The following is a 16,844-nucleotide window of genomic DNA, read 5'->3' as shown; positions in this document are numbered from 1 at the left end:
ATGACCCTCGATCGAGCCCTTCCCGCACGCCCGGACACCGGGATGGCGTACGCCGATTCGGTGCTCGACCTGATCGGCGACACCCCGCTGGTGAAGCTCGGCCCGGTCGCCTCCGGCGTGCAGGCCACCGTCCTGGTCAAGGTCGAGTACCTCAACCCCGGCGGCTCCTCGAAGGACCGCATCGCGACGCGCATCATCGACGCGGCCGAGCGCGACGGGCTCCTGAAGCCCGGCGGCACCATCGTCGAGCCGACCAGCGGCAACACCGGCATCGGCCTGGCCCTCGTCGCGCAGCAGCGCGGCTACCGCTGCGTCTTCGTCCTGCCCGACAAGGTCGGCGAGGACAAGCGGAACGTGCTCACCGCCTACGGTGCCGAGATCGTCGTCACCCCGACGGCCGTCGCGCCCGAGGACCCGGACTCCTACTACTCCGTCTCGGACCGCCTGGCGCGCGAGATCCCGGGCGCCTTCAAGCCCAACCAGTACGCGAACCTCAACGGGCCGCTCAGCCACTACGAGACCACCGGTCCCGAGATCTGGCGCGACACCGCCGGCAAGCTCACCCACTTCGTCGCGGGCGTCGGCACCGGCGGCACCATCAGCGGCGTCGGCCGCTATCTCAAGGAGGTGTCGGAGGGCCGCGTGCAGATCGTCGGCGCCGACCCGGAGGGCTCGGTCTACTCCGGCGGCGGCGGGCGCCCGTACCTGACCGAGGGCGTCGGCGAGGACTTCTGGCCGAGCGCCTACGACCCGAGCGTGGTGGACCGCATCATCGCCTCCAGCGACGCCGAGTCGTTCGCGATGACCCGCCGGCTCGCCCGCGAGGAGGGCCTGCTGGTCGGCGGCTCGAGCGGCCTCGCCGTCTCGGTCGCGCTCAAGGCGGCCGCCGAGCTCGGACCCGACGACGTGGTCGTCGTGCTGCTCCCCGACGGCGGGCGCGGCTACCTCGGCAAGATCTTCAACGACCGCTGGATGCGCTCCTACGGCTTCCTCGAGCACCGCGAGGAGGGCACGGTCCGCGACGTGCTCTCGGCCCGCGCCGCGAACCCGAGCACGGGCGACCTGCCGGCCCTCGTGCACGTGCACCCCAGCGACACGGTCCGCGACGCGATCGAGATCATGACCACCTACGGTGTCTCGCAGCTGCCCGTCCTCACCGCCGAGCCGCCGGTCGTGATGGGCGAGGTCGTCGGCGCCGTCGACGAGCGCGAGCTGCTCGACCGCGTCTTCAGCGGTGCGACCTCGATGACCGATCCGATCGGCCCCTGGGCCGGCGATGCGCTCCGCCTGATCGGCCTCGGCGAGAGCATCACGGCCGCCCGCGCCGCTCTGAGCGAGGCGAACGCCCTGCTCGTCACCGATGAGGGCAAGCCCGTCGCCGTGATCACCCGGCAGGACCTCCTGTCGTTCGCGACGGCCTGAGCGCCGTTCCCCCTCCCCTTCTTCTCCACCCCTCGACCCGGAAAGCCCGCGATCATGCCCAAGAAGCAGCACTTCGACACCCGTGCCATCCACGCCGGTCAGGAGTTCGACCCGACCACCGGCGCGGTCGTCCCGCCCGTCTACATGACGTCGACCTTCGTCCAGGACGGGATCGGCGGCTTCCGCGGCGGCTACGAGTACGCCCGCTCGGCGAACCCGACCCGCGACTCCCTGCAGGAGCTGATCGCCTCGCTCGAGGGCGCGGACGTCGCCTACTCGTTCTCCTCCGGCCTCGCCGCCGAGGACACGCTGATCCGGGCGGCGCTCGCTCCCGGCGACCACATCGTGCTCGGCAACGACGCCTACGGCGGAAGCCACCGGCTGATCGACCGGGTGCACGCGGCCTGGGGCATCTCCAACACCGCGGTCGACATGTCGAACCTGCGCGAGGTGCAGCACGCCATCCGCCCCGGCGAGACCAAGATGCTCTGGGTCGAGACGCCGTCGAACCCGCTGATGACCATCAGCGACATCGCGGAGCTGGCCGACCTGGCGCACGCGCACGACCTGATCGTCGTCGTCGACAACACCTTCGCCTCCTCGGCGCTGCAGCAGCCGCTCGCGCTCGGCGCCGACGTGGTCGTGCACTCGACGACGAAGTACCTCGGCGGGCACTCGGACGTGGTCGGCGGGGCGCTCGCGCTGCGCTCCGGCCCGCTCGCGGAGAAGATCGGCTTCCTGCAGTTCGCGGTCGGCGCGATCTCCGGACCGATGGACGCGTGGCTGACCGTGCGCGGCATCAAGACGCTCGCGATCCGGATGGAGCGCCACTCGAAGAACGCCCAGGCGGTCGCCGAGTTCCTCGCCGAGCACTCCGCCGTCACGGCCGTGCACTACCCGGGGCTGCCCACGCACCCGGGGCACGAGCTGGCGAAGCGCCAGATGTCGGGCTTCGGCGGCATGCTCTCGGTCGAGCTGGCGACCCCGCGGGCGGCGCGGAAGTTCGCCGAGTCGACCGAGCTGTTCCAGCTCGCGGAGTCGCTGGGCGGCGTCGAGTCGCTGATCGGCTACCCGAGCGAGATGACGCACGCGTCCGTGAAGGGCACGCCGCTCGAGGTGTCGGAGTCGCTGGTGCGGCTCTCGGTCGGCATCGAGGACCCGAGCGACCTGATCGCGGACCTCTCGGCGGCCCTGCCGAAGAAGTAGCGGCGGAGCCGGAGGTGCGTGCGGACTGGCGCTCCTCCGGCGGCCCGTGGCAGTTCTTCGAGGGACGCGATGATCCTGCCACTGCGACGATCGGAGGCATGATCTCCTCCGCGCGCCGCCTCGTCGATCTCAGCCACACCGTCGCGGACGGCCTGGTGACCTACCCCGGTCTGCCCGCCCCGCGGATCCGGCCGCACCTCACGCGGGAGGACTCGCGCGCCGCGTACGCCCCGGGCACCGAGTTCGCGATGGACGTCATCGAGATGATCGGCAACACCGGCACCTACCTCGACAGCCCGTTCCACCGCTACGAGGGCGGCGCCGACCTGGCCGGACTCGACCTCGAGACGCTGGTCGACCTCCCCGCCGTCGTCGTCGACGCGCGCGCGGCAGGACAGCGCGGGATCGGCCGCGACGCGCTCGACGGCCTCGACGTCTCCGGCGCCGCCGTGCTGCTCTCGACCGGCTGGGACGCGCACTTCGCCACGCCCGGGTACGCGAGCGGCGCGCCCTTCCTCACGGCGGCCGGCGCCGAGGCGCTGATCGCGGGCGGCGCGGTGCTCGTCGGGATCGACTCGCTCAACATCGACGACGTCGAGGGCGTCGGCGAGCGGCCCGCCCACAGCCTGCTCCTCGCCGCGGGAGTGCACGTCGTCGAGCACCTCACCGGCCTCGAGCAGCTCCCCGCCACGGGCGCCCGCTTCACCGCGGTGCCGCCCAAGGTGAGCGGCTTCGGCACCTTCCCGGTGCGGGCCTACGCGGTCGTCGGCGGCCGCTGAGACCACGGGCGTCCAGGGGCGCCTGACTATCCTGGATCGATGCATCCCGCCCTCGCCGCGCTCGGCCGACGTCTCCGGCCCCGCACGCGCCTCGCCGCGCTGGGGGCCCGGATCCGCCCGCGCACCCGCCTGCTCCGCCTCGCGCGCGGTGCGCGATCCGCGCCGCAGAGCCTCCGCGCGCGCCGCGCCGCGGCCGTCGCCGCCCGCCCGATCGACCACCCGCGCTCGCTCGCCTTCCGCCGCGAGCTGCTCGGCCTCGACCTCGCCAACCGCGTCTCCCGCCGCCCGGTCGTCGACCCGGCCGGCGAGGTCGTCGTCACGATGACCACCCACGGCGAGCGCATCCAGCGCGTCCACGTGGCGATCGAGTCGATCGCCCGCGGGACCGTCCGCCCGGCCCGGCTGGTGCTCTGGCTCGACGATCCCGCGCTGTTCGCCGCGCTGCCCGCGAGCCTCCGCCGCCTGCGCCGCCGCGGCCTCGAGATCCGGCTGGTCGACGGCTACCGCGTGCACACCAAGTACTACCCGCACCTGCTCTCCGGGCGGGCGGGCGAGCGCGACCTGGTCACCTCCGACGACGACATCGTCTATCCGCGCACCTGGCTCCGCGGCCTGCTCGACGCCCGCTCGCGCTATCCGCGCGAGACGGTGCTCTGCTACCGCGCGCACCGGGTGCTCGTCGCCGACGGCGTCGTCGCTCCGTACACGAGCTGGCCGCCGGTCGCGGACACGCGGGCTTCGTTCGACGTCTTCGGCACGTCGGTGTCGGGGCAGCTGTTCCCGAGCGAGCTGATGGTCGCGATCGCGGAGCACGGCGACGCCTTCCGCGAGGTCGCCCCCGACGCCGACGACATCTGGCTGCACGTGCGCGCGGTGGACGCGGGCTACCGCGTCGCGCAGATCGAGCCGGCGGCCGAGCTCTTCCCGTTCGTCCCGCGCACGCAGCAGACCGGCCTCTATCTCGTCAACTACTGGGACGGCGGCAACGACCGCCAGGCCGGCGCCAGCTACACGCCCGAGGTCACCGCCCGCATCGCCGCGGACGCCGCCCGGCAGGGGGCGACCGCATGAGACTCCTCTTCCTCAGCAACCTCTACCCGCCGCAGGTGCTCGGCGGCTACGAGATGACCTGCGCCCGCGTCGCGGAGGCGATGGCCGCGCGCGGCCACGACGTGCGGGTGCTGACCACGCCGACCTACCTGCCGCCCGAGCCGTCCGGCGTCGAGGTGCACCGCACGCTGAGCCTGCGCACCTACTTCCCGCTGCCGCAGACCGGCGGCGAGATCGCCCAGCTGATGCACCACGAGAGCGCGGTGTCGCGGTTCGAGAACACCCGGATCCTGCTCGAGGAGCTGCGCGACTTCGCCCCGACGCACGTGGTCGCCTTCAACCTGCTCGGGATCGGCGGGCTCGCGATCGTCGACCTGCTGCGCCGGGTCGAGGCGGGCTGGATGTGGAACCTCGGCGACCGCACGCCGAACGCGCTCGTCGACGGGCTCTCGGCCAGGGTGCTGTCGGTCTACGGAGCCGACCGGGTCGACCACTTCGACCGCGGCGAGATCGTGGCGGTGAGCCGCTCGCTCGTCGAGGCGATCGAGGCGGGCGGGCTCGAGCTCGGCGAGGTCGAGGTGATCGGCCGCGGCGTCGTCGTGCCCGCCGACGACGGCCCGCGGGAGTACCGGGAGGGCGGCGTCACGCGCTTCACCTTCGCGGCGTCGCTCGGCGAGCACAAGGGCGTCGATCTCGTGCTCGAGGCGTCGGCCGCGCTCGCGGAGCGCACCCGCGACTTCCGGGTCGACCTCTACGGCGACGGCGACGTGGACGGCTATCGTGCCCGGGCCGAGTCGCTGGGGCTCGAGGGCGTCCTGACCTTCCACGGGGCGCGCCCCCGCGACGAGGTGCTGGCCGCGCACGGCCGCGCCGACGCCTTCCTCTTCCCCACCTGGGCGGGCGAGCCCTTCGGCGTCGCGCCGGTGGAGGCGGCCGCGGCCGGCTGCGTGCCGATCGTGACCGCCGCCAGCGGAGTCGCCGAGTTCCTCGTCGACGGGGTCGACTGCGTCAAGATCCGCCGCTCGGCGCCCGCGCTGCTCGAGGCGATGAGCGACGTGGTGACGGGCGCGACCGACCTCGAGGCCCTCGGCCGGCGGGGGCGCGCGGCGGCCCGCGGACCGCTCTCGTTCGAGCGCTCGATCGAGCTGCTCGAGCGGTCGCTGGAGCGCCGCTCGCGACCGGGCCTCGCCGAGCGCGTGGCCGACACGGCCCTCGAGGCCGAGATCATGGACAAGGACCACCGCGCGATGGACGTGCTCCACCGCCGCTTCTCGGGACGGGACGACGAATGACCGACGACCACGACTTCAGGGCCGACCCCGCCTCCGCGCCGACCCGCTTCGGCCGGGGCGGCGTCGCGCTGCGCGAGGCGGTGCACCGGATGGTCGCGCCGTACTTCGAGCAGGCGCGGCTGCGCACCGAGGAGGTGCGCGAGGAGGTCGCGGGCGTCCGCGGCGAGCTCGCGGGGCTGCGGGAGGAGCTCGCGGCGGTGCGCGCGGAGAACGCGGCGCTGCGCGAGGAGACGGCCGGGCTGCGCTCGGCCCTCGACGAGGACCGGGCCGCGCTGGCGGAGCTGCGCCGCGAGACCGAGGAGTCGCTGGCCGTCACGCCGCCGCTGCTCACCGCGGGCGAATCGCGGACGGCCGACCTCGAGGAGCGCGTCCGCGGCGCCGAGCTCGAGCTGCGCGCGGTGACCCGGCGCCTCGCGGAGGCGCTGGACTCCGCCGAGCAGCTCGATTCGGCCCCCGCCGCCGACTGAGCGCGCGAGCCTCGGATCTCAACGATCCGTTCGGCACTTTCTGCTGGTGATCGGGGGCTGAAGCAGCAGAAAGTGGCGAGCACCTCTGCCGATGCCCCGTTCGGGTCCCCTCGTGCAGGGCGCAGCGGGCGAGACGACGCGCAGCGGGTTCTGCAGAGCCTCCGGCGCCCGGTTCGGGTCCACTCGCGTCGTGCCCTCTGAGTCAGGAGACGCCGGCGGGGGTGCACGCGGGAACCGGGGCCCGATTCGGGTCCGTTCGTGCTCGTCCTCCCGCATCCGCTCGGCGAGTGACGCGGCGCCTCGCGGAGGCGCTGGACGCGACCGCCTGGGCGGCCCGGGGTCGAGCCCGTGGGACGTCCTCTGCTGGTCCGCGGCGTCCGAGGCGGCAGGATCCGTCCGACGGCGGGGCGGCGCCGTCGCCGGCTCTCAGGCCGGGACGGCCGTGCGGGCCAGCAGCTCCGCGATCCGGCCCGTGCAGCCGCCGCAGCCGGTGCCGGCGCGGGTGGCCGAGCCGATGCAGGCGACGGTGTCGTGGCCCGCGGCGGCCGCGTCCGCGATCGTGCCGGCCGAGACGCCGTTGCACCAGCAGACCGTCGCGTCCGGAGCGAACGGGTCGCCGGTCGGCGCCGCTCCCGCGTCCGGAGCATCCAGCCGCAGCAGGCTCGAGCGGTCGGCCGGCAGCTCGGAGCCGCGCTCGAACAGGAGCGTCAGCTCGGCGCCGACCCGCGGCAGGCCGACCGACACGAAGCCGCGCAGCACTCCGCCGACCGTGACGAGCTTGGCGTAGCCGCCCCGGGCGGGGTCCGCCCACACGGTCACCTCGGGGTGCGGGACGCCGTCGCAGGCGTCCCAGGGCTCGGCCGTCGGGTCGCCGCCCGCCACGAGATCGACGCCCTCGGCCTTCAGCATCACCACGGCGGGGCGCGCGGCCGGCACGCGCTCGTCGGCGACGCGACCCGCCGCCTCCGCGACGATGCGGGCCGCGAGGCGGTCGGCCTGCTGCCAGCCCGGCCCGATCAGCCCGCTCGGGCCGCCGGGCACGCGCCCGTCCGGCAGCACCGAGCCGCGGGTCGCGACATGGGCGCAGTCGCCGATCGCGAAGACGCGCGGATCCGTCCAGCTGCGCTGGTGCTCGTCGACGAGGATCCCGGTGGAGACCGCGAGGTCGGCGCTCGCCGCGAGCTCGGTGCGCGCTCCGACACCGCAGGAGAGCACGAGCAGATCACCCTCGATCTGCTTGCCGTCCGCGCAGACCAGTGCCTGGAAGTGCGCGCGCCCGAGGTCGTCGTGGGCGAGCAGGATGCTCTCGGAGCGGGCGTGCGACACCATGTCGACGCCGGCGGCGCGGGCGGCCGCGGCGAGCATCCGCCCGCCGCCGTGGTCGAGGTTCCGCCCCATCGGGATGTCGCCGTGGTAGACGACCACGACGTCGGCGCCCTGCTCGGCTGCCGCGAGCGCGAACTCGACCCCGAGCACTCCGGCGCCGAGCACCACGATGCGGGAGCGGGCGCGCACCGCGTCGAGCACGACGTGCGCGTCGTCGAGGTCGCGCAGTGCGACGACGCGCTCGGGCAGCGGGCTCGCGCCCTGATCGAGCGTCGCGGGCAGCGCCGAGCGCACCCGCCGGTCGCGCCGCGAGCGCTCCATCCCGACGAGGGTCGGCACGTTCGCCCGGGCGCCGGTCGCGAAGACCAGGCGGTCGTAGGGGAGCCGCTCGTCGTCGTGCAGGCGGACGACCCCGCGCGCGCGGTCGAGGCCGACGGCGGCGGCACCGAGCCGGAAGACCACGCCCGCCGCCTCGGCCGTGGCGCGGTCCCCGAGATCGAGCCGCTCGCGGGTCGCCCGGCCGACGGCGTACTCGGCCAGCAGCACGCGGTTGTAGGCGTCCGCGGGCTCGGCGCCGACCACGGTCAGCGCGACCGACCCGGCGCGGACAGCCGGCAGCAGCTCCTCGACGAAGCGCGCGCCCACCGGTCCGTAGCCGAGCAGGACGACCCGCTCGGGCGCGGCGATCCCGTTCTCGGCCGTCGTCCGCTCAGGCATCGAGCACCCCTTCCGCGCGGATCCAGACCCGCGTCCGCTTGAACTCCGGCATCGACGAGATCGGATCGACGACCGCCTCGGTGAGCAGGTTGGCGCACTGCTCGCCCGCGTAGTGGAACGGCAGGAAGACCGTGTCGTGCCGGATGTCGGCCGTGACGCTCGCCCGCGCCCGCACCACCCCGCGCGCGTTGCCGACCGAGACCGGCCCGCCGTCGCGCACGCCGAGCCGGGAGGCGGTGGCGGGGTGGATCTCCAGGCGCGCCTCGGGCCGCGCCGCGTCGAGCTCGGCGACCCGCCGGGTCTGCGTGCCCGACTGGTACTGCTGCAGGTAGCGGCCGGTGATCAGCGTCAGCTCGTCGCCGACGTCGACCGGCGCCGGGGGAGCGGTGCTGACGGCGACCATCCTGGCCCGGCCGTCGGGGTGGCCGAAGCGCTCGCCGAAGAGCCGCGGAGTGCCGGTGCTGCCGGCGGGGTACGGCCAGTACGCGGCGACCCCGGTGTCGAGCAGCGCGTGCGAGAGCCCGGAGTAGTCCGCGACGCCGCCGGCCGAGGCGCGGGCCAGCTCGTCGAACACCTCCGCCGGCTCGGTCGACCAGGTCGAGGGCGCGGCGAGGCGGCGGGCGAGCTCGCTCAGGATCCACAGCTCGCTGCGGACGCCGGCGGGCGGGTCGAGCGCGCGGCGACGGCGCAGGACGCGGCCCTCGAGCGACGTCATCGTCCCCTCCTCCTCCGCCCACTGCGGCACCGGCAGCACGATGTCGGCCAGGGCCGCCGTCTCGGAGAGGAAGAAGTCGCAGACGACGAGCGTGTCCAGCGCCGAGAGCCCGGCCCGCACGGCGTCGACGTCGGGCGCCGAGACGACCACGTTCGAGCCGTGCACGAGCAGGCAGTGCACCGAGCGGCCGAGCTCGGCGAGCAGTGCGACGGCCGGCAGCCCCGGACCGGGGATCGTCGACGGATCCACGCCCCAGACGTCGGCGACGTGCCGCCGCGCCTCCGGGTCGCGGATCGAGCGGTAGCCGGGGAGCTGGTCGGCCTTCTGCCCGTGCTCGCGACCGCCCTGGCCGTTGCCCTGCCCGGTGAGGGTGCCGTAGCCGGAGCCCGGCCGCCCGACCAACCCGAGCACGAGCGCGAGGTTGATCGCGGCGGTCGCGGTGTCGGTGCCGTCCACGTGCTGCTCGACCCCGCGGCCGGTCAGCACGAAGGCGCGACCGGCGGCGAGGCGGCGGGCGGTGCGGCGGAGCAGCTCGGCCGGCACGCCCGTGACGGAGGCGGTGCGCTCCGGCCACCAGGACGCGACGCTCCTGCGCACCGCGTCGAACCCGGTCGTGCGCGCGGCGAGGTAGTCGCGGTCGGCCAGCTCCTCAGCGAGGACGAGGTGGGTGAGGCCGAGCAGCAGCGCGAGGTCGGTGCCGGGTGCGGGCTGCAGGTGCAGTCCGGCACCGTCCTCGGTGAGCCGGGCGGTGGCGGAGCGGCGCGGATCGACGACGATCAGCCCGCCGCGCGAGCGCGCCCCGGCCAGGTGCGCCAGGAACGGCGGCATGGTCGCCGCGACGTTCGAGCCGAGCAGCAGGATCGAGTCGGCCTCGTCGAGGTCGGTCACCGGGAACGGCAGCCCGCGGTCGACGCCGAAGGCCCGGTTGCCGGCGGCGGCGGCCGAGGACATGCAGAACCGGCCGTTGTAGTCGATCCGCGAGGTGCCGAGGGCGACCCGTGCGAACTTGCCCAGCTGGTAGGCCTTCTCGTTCGTCAGCCCGCCGCCGCCGAAGACCGCGACCGCGTCCGCTCCGTGCCGCTGCTGCGCCGTCGTGACGGCCGCCGCGACCGCGTCGAGCGCCTCCGCCCACGTCACCTCGGTGAAGGTGCCGTCCGCCCCGCGCATCAGCGGTGCGCGCAGCCGCTGTCCGCTGGCGAGCAGCTCCGCGGCCGTCCAGCCCTTCGCGCAGAGCCCGCCCCGGTTGGTCGGGAACTCCCGCCCCGCGATGCTCACCGGCGTCGGGTCGTCGACCCGGGTCAGCGTCATCGCGCACTGCAGGGCGCAGTACGGGCAGTGCGAGTCGGTCGGGGCGGGTGCGGCGGTCATCGTCAGATCCGGGTCCCCGTCTTCGCGGCCAGGCGGAGGTAGACGCCCGCCGTGATCGCGAGCATCACCGCGTAGGCGGCGACGAACCAGCCGAGCGCCGTCGTGTAGTCGCCGAAGGTCGTCTTCGAGTAGCCGAGCAGCTGCGGGATGACGAACCCGCCGTAGGCGCCGATCGCCGAGATCAGGCCGAGCGCCGCGGCGGAGGTGCGCTGCGCGCCGACCCCGTCGTCGCCCTTCTGCCGGGCGCGCAGGGCGAAGACGGTCGGGATCATCCGGTAGGTCGCGCCGTTGCCGATGCCCGCCGAGGCGAACAGCACGAGGAAGCCGAGGAGGAACAGCCAGAAGCTGCCGAGCGGCAGCGTCGCGATGACGAAGAGGATCCCGGCGCCCATGGCGACGAACGCGGCGATCGTCACGGGTGCGCCGCCGAAGCGGTCGGCGAGCCGGCCGCCGTAGGGCCGCGAGAGCGAGCCGACCAGGGCGCCGAGGAAGGCGAGGGTGAGCGTCGCGGAGCCGACGGTGAAGCCGGAGAACTCGGGGAAGGTGTCGACGATCAGCTTGGGGAAGACGCCGGCGAAGCCGATGAACGAGCCGAAGGTGCCGATGTAGAGCACCGCGAGCAGCCAGAGGTGCGGCTCGCGCAGCGCGGCGAGGGAGGCGGCGACGTCGGCCTTCGCGGTCGAGAGGTTGTCCATCCGCTTCCAGGCCCCGATCATCGCGACGACGATCAGCGGCACCCAGATGAGGCCGGCGAGCGGCAGGTTCACCGTCGCCGCGGCGCCGATCGTGACGGCGATCGGCACGATCAGCTGCGCCACCGAGGCGCCGAGGTTGCCGCCCGCGGCGTTCAGGCCGAGCGCGTAGCCCTTCTGCGCGTACGGGTAGAAGAAGGTGATGTTGGCCATCGAGCTGGCGAAGTTGCCGCCGCCGAAGCCGGCCAGCGCGGCGACCAGCAGCATCACGCCGAACGGCGTGTCCGGGTTCCCCACCGCGATGGCGAGTCCGATGCTCGGGATGAGCAGGAGGCCGGCCGAGACGATCGTCCAGTTCCGTCCGCCGAAGCGGGGGACCATGAAGGTGTACGGGATGCGCAGCGTCGCGCCGACGAGGCTCGGCATCGAGATCAGCCAGAAGATCTCGCCGGTGCTGAAGTCGAAGCCGGCCGCGGGCAGCTGGACGACCACGACCGACCAGAGCTGCCAGACGACGAAGCCGAGGAACTCGGCGAAGATCGACCAGCGCAGGTTGCGGCCGGCGACGCCGCGCCCCTCCGCCTGCCACTGCGCGGGGTCCTCGGGGTTCCAGCCGTCGATCCAGCGGCCGGGACGGCGGGTGAGGCCCGACGGGGTGGTCGTCGCGGGGCCGGTGGTGGCGGCGGCGGTGGTGGGCGGTGCAGCAGTCATCGGATCCTCCGGGGAGTGGGCGCGGGCGCGCCGAAGAGAGTGCGGGGAGTGAGGGCGTCGGGCGGTCGAGCGCTTACGCGCTGCGGCCGAAGAGCTCGGAGACGATGTCGACCAGCTCGCGCGCGGGCGGGTCGACGGCGGTGAGCAGCGGGGCGGTGGCGAGGTCGGCGCCCGCCGAGGCGGCGAGCGAGGCGAAGTAGCCGGGGGCGAGGAGGTAGGTGGAGACCAGCACGCGGGCGCCGGGGTGGGCGGCGCGCTCGGCGGCCACCGCCTCCGGGACGCGCGGCTCGGCGGCCGAGATGAAGGAGACGGCGACGTCGCGGCCGAGCTCGGCGGCCAGGAGGCGGCCGGTGGCCCAGCAGTCGGCGACCGCACCGGCATCGCTCGAGCCGGCCGCGGCCAGCACGACGCGGTCGCCGTCGGCGAGTCCCGCCTCGCGCAGACGGCGGGCCAGGACGCGGGCGAGCCGCGGGTCCGGGCCGAGGGCGCCGGTCACGCGGACGGGGCGGTCCGCCTCCGCCGCTGCCTCGGCGAGGTCGACGTGCACGTGGTAGCCGGCCGAGAGCAGCAGCGGCACGACGACGGCCGAGCGTTCGGGCTCGAGGGTGCCGAGGGAGGCCGGCACGTCGGGCTGCTGCACGTCGACGAAGGAGTCGAGGACGTCCGCGGCGGGGTTCGCCTCGCGCACGGCCTGGACCAGCGCGGCGACCGCAGTGCGGCCGTCGTCGTCGGAGGTGCCGTGCGAGGCGCAGACCAGCGCGGTCCGCTGCGCGACCTCGATCACGCCGCCCGTCTCCCGCACGCTCCAGGTGGCGAGGTGCAGCCGCGGCGAGGTGTAGCAGACGCCCGTCTCGAGGTCGAAGACGTCCTTGTGCAGGGGCGAGGCGATCGTCGCCCGCTGCACGCCGTCGACCGCGCGGGAGCCGACGATGCCGCGGGAGAGCACGGCCGCGCCGGTCGCGGGGTCGAGGTTGGAGACGGCGAAGACGCGGCCGTCGGGAAGGAGGAAGAGCGCGAGCTGCACACCGCCGACGAGAGCGGCCTCGCCCCAGAGCGGCTCGAGCTCGAGCCGGTTGCAGACGGGGACCCAGGTCGCGGCCGGAGCGGTGCCGGCCGGAGCGGTGCGGCCCGGGACGTGCTGATCGAGGAGGGTCATCGTCCCGCCTTCCGAGAGGAGTGCCGTCCGCGGCCGGTCGGCGGCGGTGAGGCCCACGGTAGAGAGCCCACGTTTCGCGGGAGCACCCCTCCGGAGTCACGGGCGTAACGAAGCCCTCACGATGCCGGTCCGCTGTCGTGAGAGGTCGGTCACACGACGTTACGCAGGGGCAACGGGGGCGAAACCGCGCCTGCCTACGGTGGAGCCCATGACATCCCGAGGTGCGATCCCCACCGGCCCCCGACGCGTGCTCGTCGTCGGCGCCGGCCCCGCCGCCCACCGCCTGGTCGACGCGCTCGTCGCCCGCGCCGGCGCCATCGCCCTCGAGATCACCGTCTTCGGGGAGGAGGCGCACCACCCCTACGACCGCGTCGCCCTCTCCAAGCGCCTCGAGGGGATGACCGACCTCACCCTGGGCGACGGCGCGCTCTGGGAGTCGGCGACGCTCGTCACCTCCTCCCGCGTCGTCGCGCTCGATCCGGAGCGCTGCCGCGTCCAGCTGGCGGACGGCCGCTGGTTCGAGGGCGACGAGATCGTGCTGGCCACCGGCTCCTCCGCCACCGTGCCGCCGATCGACGGCGCCGAGCACGGCCGCGTCTACCGCACCCTCGAGGACGTCGACGGCCTCGTCGCGGACCTCGCCGCCTTCCGCGCCCGCCGCCGCCGTCCAGCCAGCGTGGTCGTCGTCGGCGGCGGCCTCCTCGGCCTCGAGGCCGCGGGCGGCGCGCACCGGCTCGGCGCGCGCACCGCGCTGATCCACTCCGGCCGCTGGCTGATGAGCGCCCAGCTCGACGAGGGCGCGGGGCAGGCGCTCGGCCGCATCATCGCGGCCCAGGGCGTCACGCTGCACCTGGGCAACCGGCCCACCGCCGTCCTCACCTCGCCGCAGGGCACGGTGCTCGGCGTCACGATGACCGACGGCACCAGCATCGGCGCCGACATGGTCGTCTTCTCGATCGGCATCACGGCGCGCGACGAGCTCGCCCGCGCGGTCGGCATCGAGGTCGCGCCCCGCGGCGGCGTCGTCGTCGACGAGGCCTGCCGCACCAGCCGCCCGCACGTCTGGGCGATCGGCGAGGTCGCCGCGATCGACGGCCGCACCGTCGGCCTCGTCGCCCCCGCCAACGCGATGGCCGAGGTCGTCGCCGACCGCCTGCTCGGCGGCGACGCGACCTTCCCGGGCGTGGACGACGCGACGAAGCTCAAGCTCTCCGGGGTCGAGGTCGCCAGCTTCGGCGACGCGCTCGGCGCGGGGGAGGGGGCGCTCGAGGTCGTCTACGCCGATCCCGCCCGCGGGCTCTACCAGAAGATCGTCGTCTCGGACGACGCGCGCACCCTGCTCGGCGGCATGTTCGTCGGCGACGCGGGGCCCTACTCCTCGCTCCGCCCGCTGCTCGGCCGCGAGCTGCCCGCGGAGCCGAGCGCCTACCTCGCGGCGGCCGGCGGCGAGGCGCCCTCGGGCGATCTGCCCGACGACGCGCAGCTCTGCTCCTGCAACAACGTCTCCGTCGGCGACGTCCGCCACGCGATCGGCGAGGGCTGCACCGAGCTCGGCCCGCTGAAGGCCTGCACCCGCGCCGGCACCCAGTGCGGCTCCTGCGTGCCGCTGGTGAAGAAGCTGCTCGACACCGAGCTCACCCGCGCCGGCGTCGAGGTGTCGCGCGCGCTCTGCGAGCACGTCTCGCTGAGCCGGAGCGAGCTGTTCGAATCGGTCCGGATCCTCGGCCTGTCCTCGGCCGAGCAGGTGATGGAGCGCTTCGGCTCGGGCCTGGGTTGCGACGTCTGCAAGCCGGTGATCGCCTCCGTGCTCGCGACCCAGACCAACGGCTACATCCTCGACGCCGGCCAGGCGCCGCTCCAGGACACCAACGACCGCGCGCTCGCCAACATGCAGAAGGACGGCACCTACTCCGTCGTCCCGCGGGTGCCCGGCGGCGAGATCACGCCGGCCAAGCTCAAGGTGATCGCCGAGGTCGCCGAGCAGTACGGCCTCTACACGAAGATCACCGGCGGCCAGCGGATCGACATGTTCGGCGCGCGCCTCGAGCAGCTCCCCGAGATCTGGCGGATCCTCGTCGACGCCGGGATGGAGTCGGGCCAGGCCTACGGCAAATCGCTGCGCACCGTGAAGTCCTGCGTCGGCTCGACCTGGTGCCGCTACGGCGTGCAGGACGCGGTGGGCATGGCGATCCTCCTGGAGGAGCGCTACCGCGGCCTGCGCTCGCCGCACAAGTTCAAGCTCGGGGTCAGCGGCTGCGCCCGGGAGTGCGCCGAGGCGCGCGGGAAGGACATCGGCGTGATCGCGACCGACACCGGCTGGAACCTCTACGTCGGCGGCAACGGCGGCTACCAGCCGGCCCACGCGCAGCTGCTCGCCCAGGACCTCGACGACGAGACGCTCGTGCGCTACATCGACCGCTACGTCATGTACTACGTCCGCACGGCCGAGCGCCTGCAGCGGACCGCGCGCTGGCAGGAGGACCTGCCCGGCGGCCTCGACCACGTCAAGGAGGTGGTCTGCGAGGACTCGCTCGGGATCGCGGCCGAGCTGGAGGCGGCGATGGCGACCCACGTCGACACCTACGTGGACGAGTGGGCGGCGACGCTCGCGGACCCGGACCGGCTGCGCCGCTTCCGCTCCTTCGTCAACGCGCCCGACACCGCGGATCCGCGGGTGAGCACGGTCCGCGAGCGCGGGCAGAGCCGGCCGGCGGGGCGCGACGAGCGCTCGGACGGGCCGGTGCTCGTGGCCGGGACGTCGATCCCGATCGGGCCGGGCGCGGTCTCGGTGGTGGGGCCGTCGGCGTCGGTGCCGGCGCCTGCGACGCTCGCGCCGTTCGCTCCCTCTGCTCCCGGATCGGAGGCGTGATGCAGCTCTCCGTCGATCTCACCGGCCGCCGCGTCCTCGTCGTCGGCAGCGTCGCCGGCACCCGCCGCGTGCTCGCCCGCCACCGCGCGGCCGGCGCCCGGGTCGAGCGCTGGGACGCGGACGACGCGCTGTGCGTGCGCCTCGCCTCCGCGTCGCTCCTGCCCGCGGCCCGCCCCGCCCTGCTCGTCTGGGTCGAGGGAGCCGGATCCCTCCGATCCGCCGCGGCCGCCGAGGCCGCGCGGCACGGGGTCTGGCTGGTCGACGAGGAGCCGGCCGCGTGCCGCTCCGTCGGCCATGTGAGCATCGTCGGCGGCGGCCCCGGCGACCCCGAGCTGATGACGCTCGCCGCGCACCGGGCCCTCCGCGAGGCCGACGTCGTGCTCTTCGACCGCCTGGGCCCGCACGACGGCCTCGCCGACTGGGCGCCCGGCGCCGAGCTGATCGACGTCGGCAAGACCCCCGGCCACCACGCCGTGCCGCAGCACGAGATCGAGCGGCTGATGGTCTCCCGCGCCCTCGACGGACTCGACGTCGTCCGGCTGAAGGGCGGCGACCCGTTCGTCTTCGGCCGCGGGTCGGAGGAGGTGCGCGCCTGCCGCGTCGCCGGCGTCCCGTTCACGATCGTCCCCGGTGTCACGAGCGCGATCTCGGTCCCCGCCGCCGCCGGCATCCCCGTCACCCACCGCGAGGTGAGCCGCGCCTTCACCGTCGTCTCGGGCCACGCGCCCTTCAGCGAGGAGGAGCTGGGGCACCTGGCCGGGCTGGGCGGGACGCTGGTCGTGCTGATGGGCGTGAACACGCTCCCGCACCTCGTCGCGGGGCTGCAGCGCGCCGGGATGCCGGCCGGCGTGCCGCTGGCGATCGTCGAGCGCGGCTGGTCGCACGCCCAGCGCACCACGATCTCCTCCGTCGGCGGGGTGCTCGGCCTGCTCGCCGAGCTGGCGCCGCGCTCGCCCGCGGTCATCGTGATCGGCGAGGTGGTGCGCCAGGCGGCGTGCGATGATGCTCGGGATCCCGAGAGCATCGCCCGCGCGGTCGATGCACTCACCCTGTGACCGCCCGAGGGGGCCGCTG

General features: G+C 74.7%; 12 protein-coding genes. 8 read left to right on the top strand and 4 right to left on the bottom strand.

Annotated features, from left to right (window positions below; genetic code table 11):
- Positions 1-42: 42 nt before the first annotated feature.
- The 6 genes from GTU73_RS15520 (at position 43) to GTU73_RS15495 (ending at position 6,216) form a co-directional block, all read left to right on the top strand.
- On the top strand, positions 43-1,422 hold the full coding sequence (locus GTU73_RS15520) for a cystathionine beta-synthase (protein WP_160091419.1): 1,380 nt from the start codon (positions 43-45) through the stop codon (positions 1,420-1,422).
- Between the two features lie 54 nt (positions 1,423-1,476).
- Positions 1,477-2,628: a cystathionine gamma-synthase gene (locus tag GTU73_RS15515; protein WP_160090580.1), complete on the top strand. Its 1,152-nt coding sequence runs from the start codon at positions 1,477-1,479 to the stop codon at positions 2,626-2,628.
- 98 nt (positions 2,629-2,726) lie between these two features.
- Positions 2,727-3,407 carry a cyclase family protein gene (locus GTU73_RS15510; RefSeq protein WP_160090579.1) on the top strand — a complete coding sequence of 227 codons (681 nt, stop codon included), beginning with the start codon at positions 2,727-2,729 and terminating at the stop codon, positions 3,405-3,407.
- 39 nt (positions 3,408-3,446) lie between these two features.
- Positions 3,447-4,478, top strand: a complete 1,032-nt coding sequence (locus GTU73_RS15505) for a glycosyltransferase (RefSeq protein ID WP_160090578.1) — start codon at positions 3,447-3,449, stop codon at positions 4,476-4,478.
- Positions 4,475-5,749, top strand: a complete 1,275-nt coding sequence (locus GTU73_RS15500; RefSeq protein WP_160090577.1) for a glycosyltransferase family 4 protein — start codon at positions 4,475-4,477, stop codon at positions 5,747-5,749. The genes GTU73_RS15505 and GTU73_RS15500 overlap by 4 nt, the downstream gene beginning before the upstream one ends.
- Positions 5,746-6,216: a hypothetical protein gene (locus tag GTU73_RS15495; RefSeq protein WP_160090576.1), complete on the top strand. Its 471-nt coding sequence runs from the start codon at positions 5,746-5,748 to the stop codon at positions 6,214-6,216. Before GTU73_RS15500 ends, GTU73_RS15495 begins: the two co-directional genes overlap by 4 nt.
- A 426-nt stretch (positions 6,217-6,642) precedes the next feature.
- Here GTU73_RS15495 and GTU73_RS15490 read toward each other — a convergent pair whose 3' ends face one another.
- From GTU73_RS15490 to nirD, 4 genes are all read right to left on the bottom strand, one after another.
- On the bottom strand, positions 6,643-8,259 hold the full coding sequence (locus GTU73_RS15490) for an FAD-dependent oxidoreductase (protein WP_160090575.1): 1,617 nt from the start codon (positions 8,257-8,259) through the stop codon (positions 6,643-6,645).
- Complete coding sequence (locus GTU73_RS15485) at positions 8,252-10,342, bottom strand: molybdopterin oxidoreductase family protein (RefSeq protein WP_160090574.1); 2,091 nt, start codon at positions 10,340-10,342, stop codon at positions 8,252-8,254. Before GTU73_RS15485 ends, GTU73_RS15490 begins: the two co-directional genes overlap by 8 nt.
- A gap of 2 nt (positions 10,343-10,344) precedes the next feature.
- The gene (locus tag GTU73_RS15480) at positions 10,345-11,745 is read right to left on the bottom strand and encodes an MFS transporter (protein WP_160090573.1); all 1,401 of its coding nucleotides are present in this window, start codon (positions 11,743-11,745) and stop codon (positions 10,345-10,347) included.
- A gap of 73 nt (positions 11,746-11,818) precedes the next feature.
- A complete protein-coding gene (nirD, locus tag GTU73_RS15475) occupies positions 11,819-12,901 on the bottom strand; it encodes a nitrite reductase small subunit NirD (protein ID WP_160090572.1) in 1,083 nt (360 codons plus the stop codon).
- A 208-nt stretch (positions 12,902-13,109) separates the two neighbouring features.
- On the opposite strand from nirD, the gene nirB reads away from it, so the two are divergent.
- Entirely contained in the window at positions 13,110-15,770 is a 2,661-nt protein-coding gene (gene nirB, locus GTU73_RS15470; RefSeq protein ID WP_160090571.1) for a nitrite reductase large subunit NirB, read from the top strand.
- Positions 15,770-16,825, top strand: coding sequence for a uroporphyrinogen-III C-methyltransferase (gene cobA / locus GTU73_RS15465; protein WP_160090570.1), 1,056 nt, complete (start codon positions 15,770-15,772; stop codon positions 16,823-16,825). The genes nirB and cobA overlap by 1 nt, the downstream gene beginning before the upstream one ends.
- The last annotated feature ends 19 nt before the right edge of the window (positions 16,826-16,844 follow it).

This window comes from Rathayibacter sp. VKM Ac-2804 (assembly GCF_009866655.1).
In the GTDB taxonomy this organism is placed as follows: domain Bacteria; phylum Actinomycetota; class Actinomycetes; order Actinomycetales; family Microbacteriaceae; genus Rathayibacter.
Note: the sequence above shows the minus strand (reverse complement) of the source record. Positions and strands in the feature narration are given on the sequence as shown.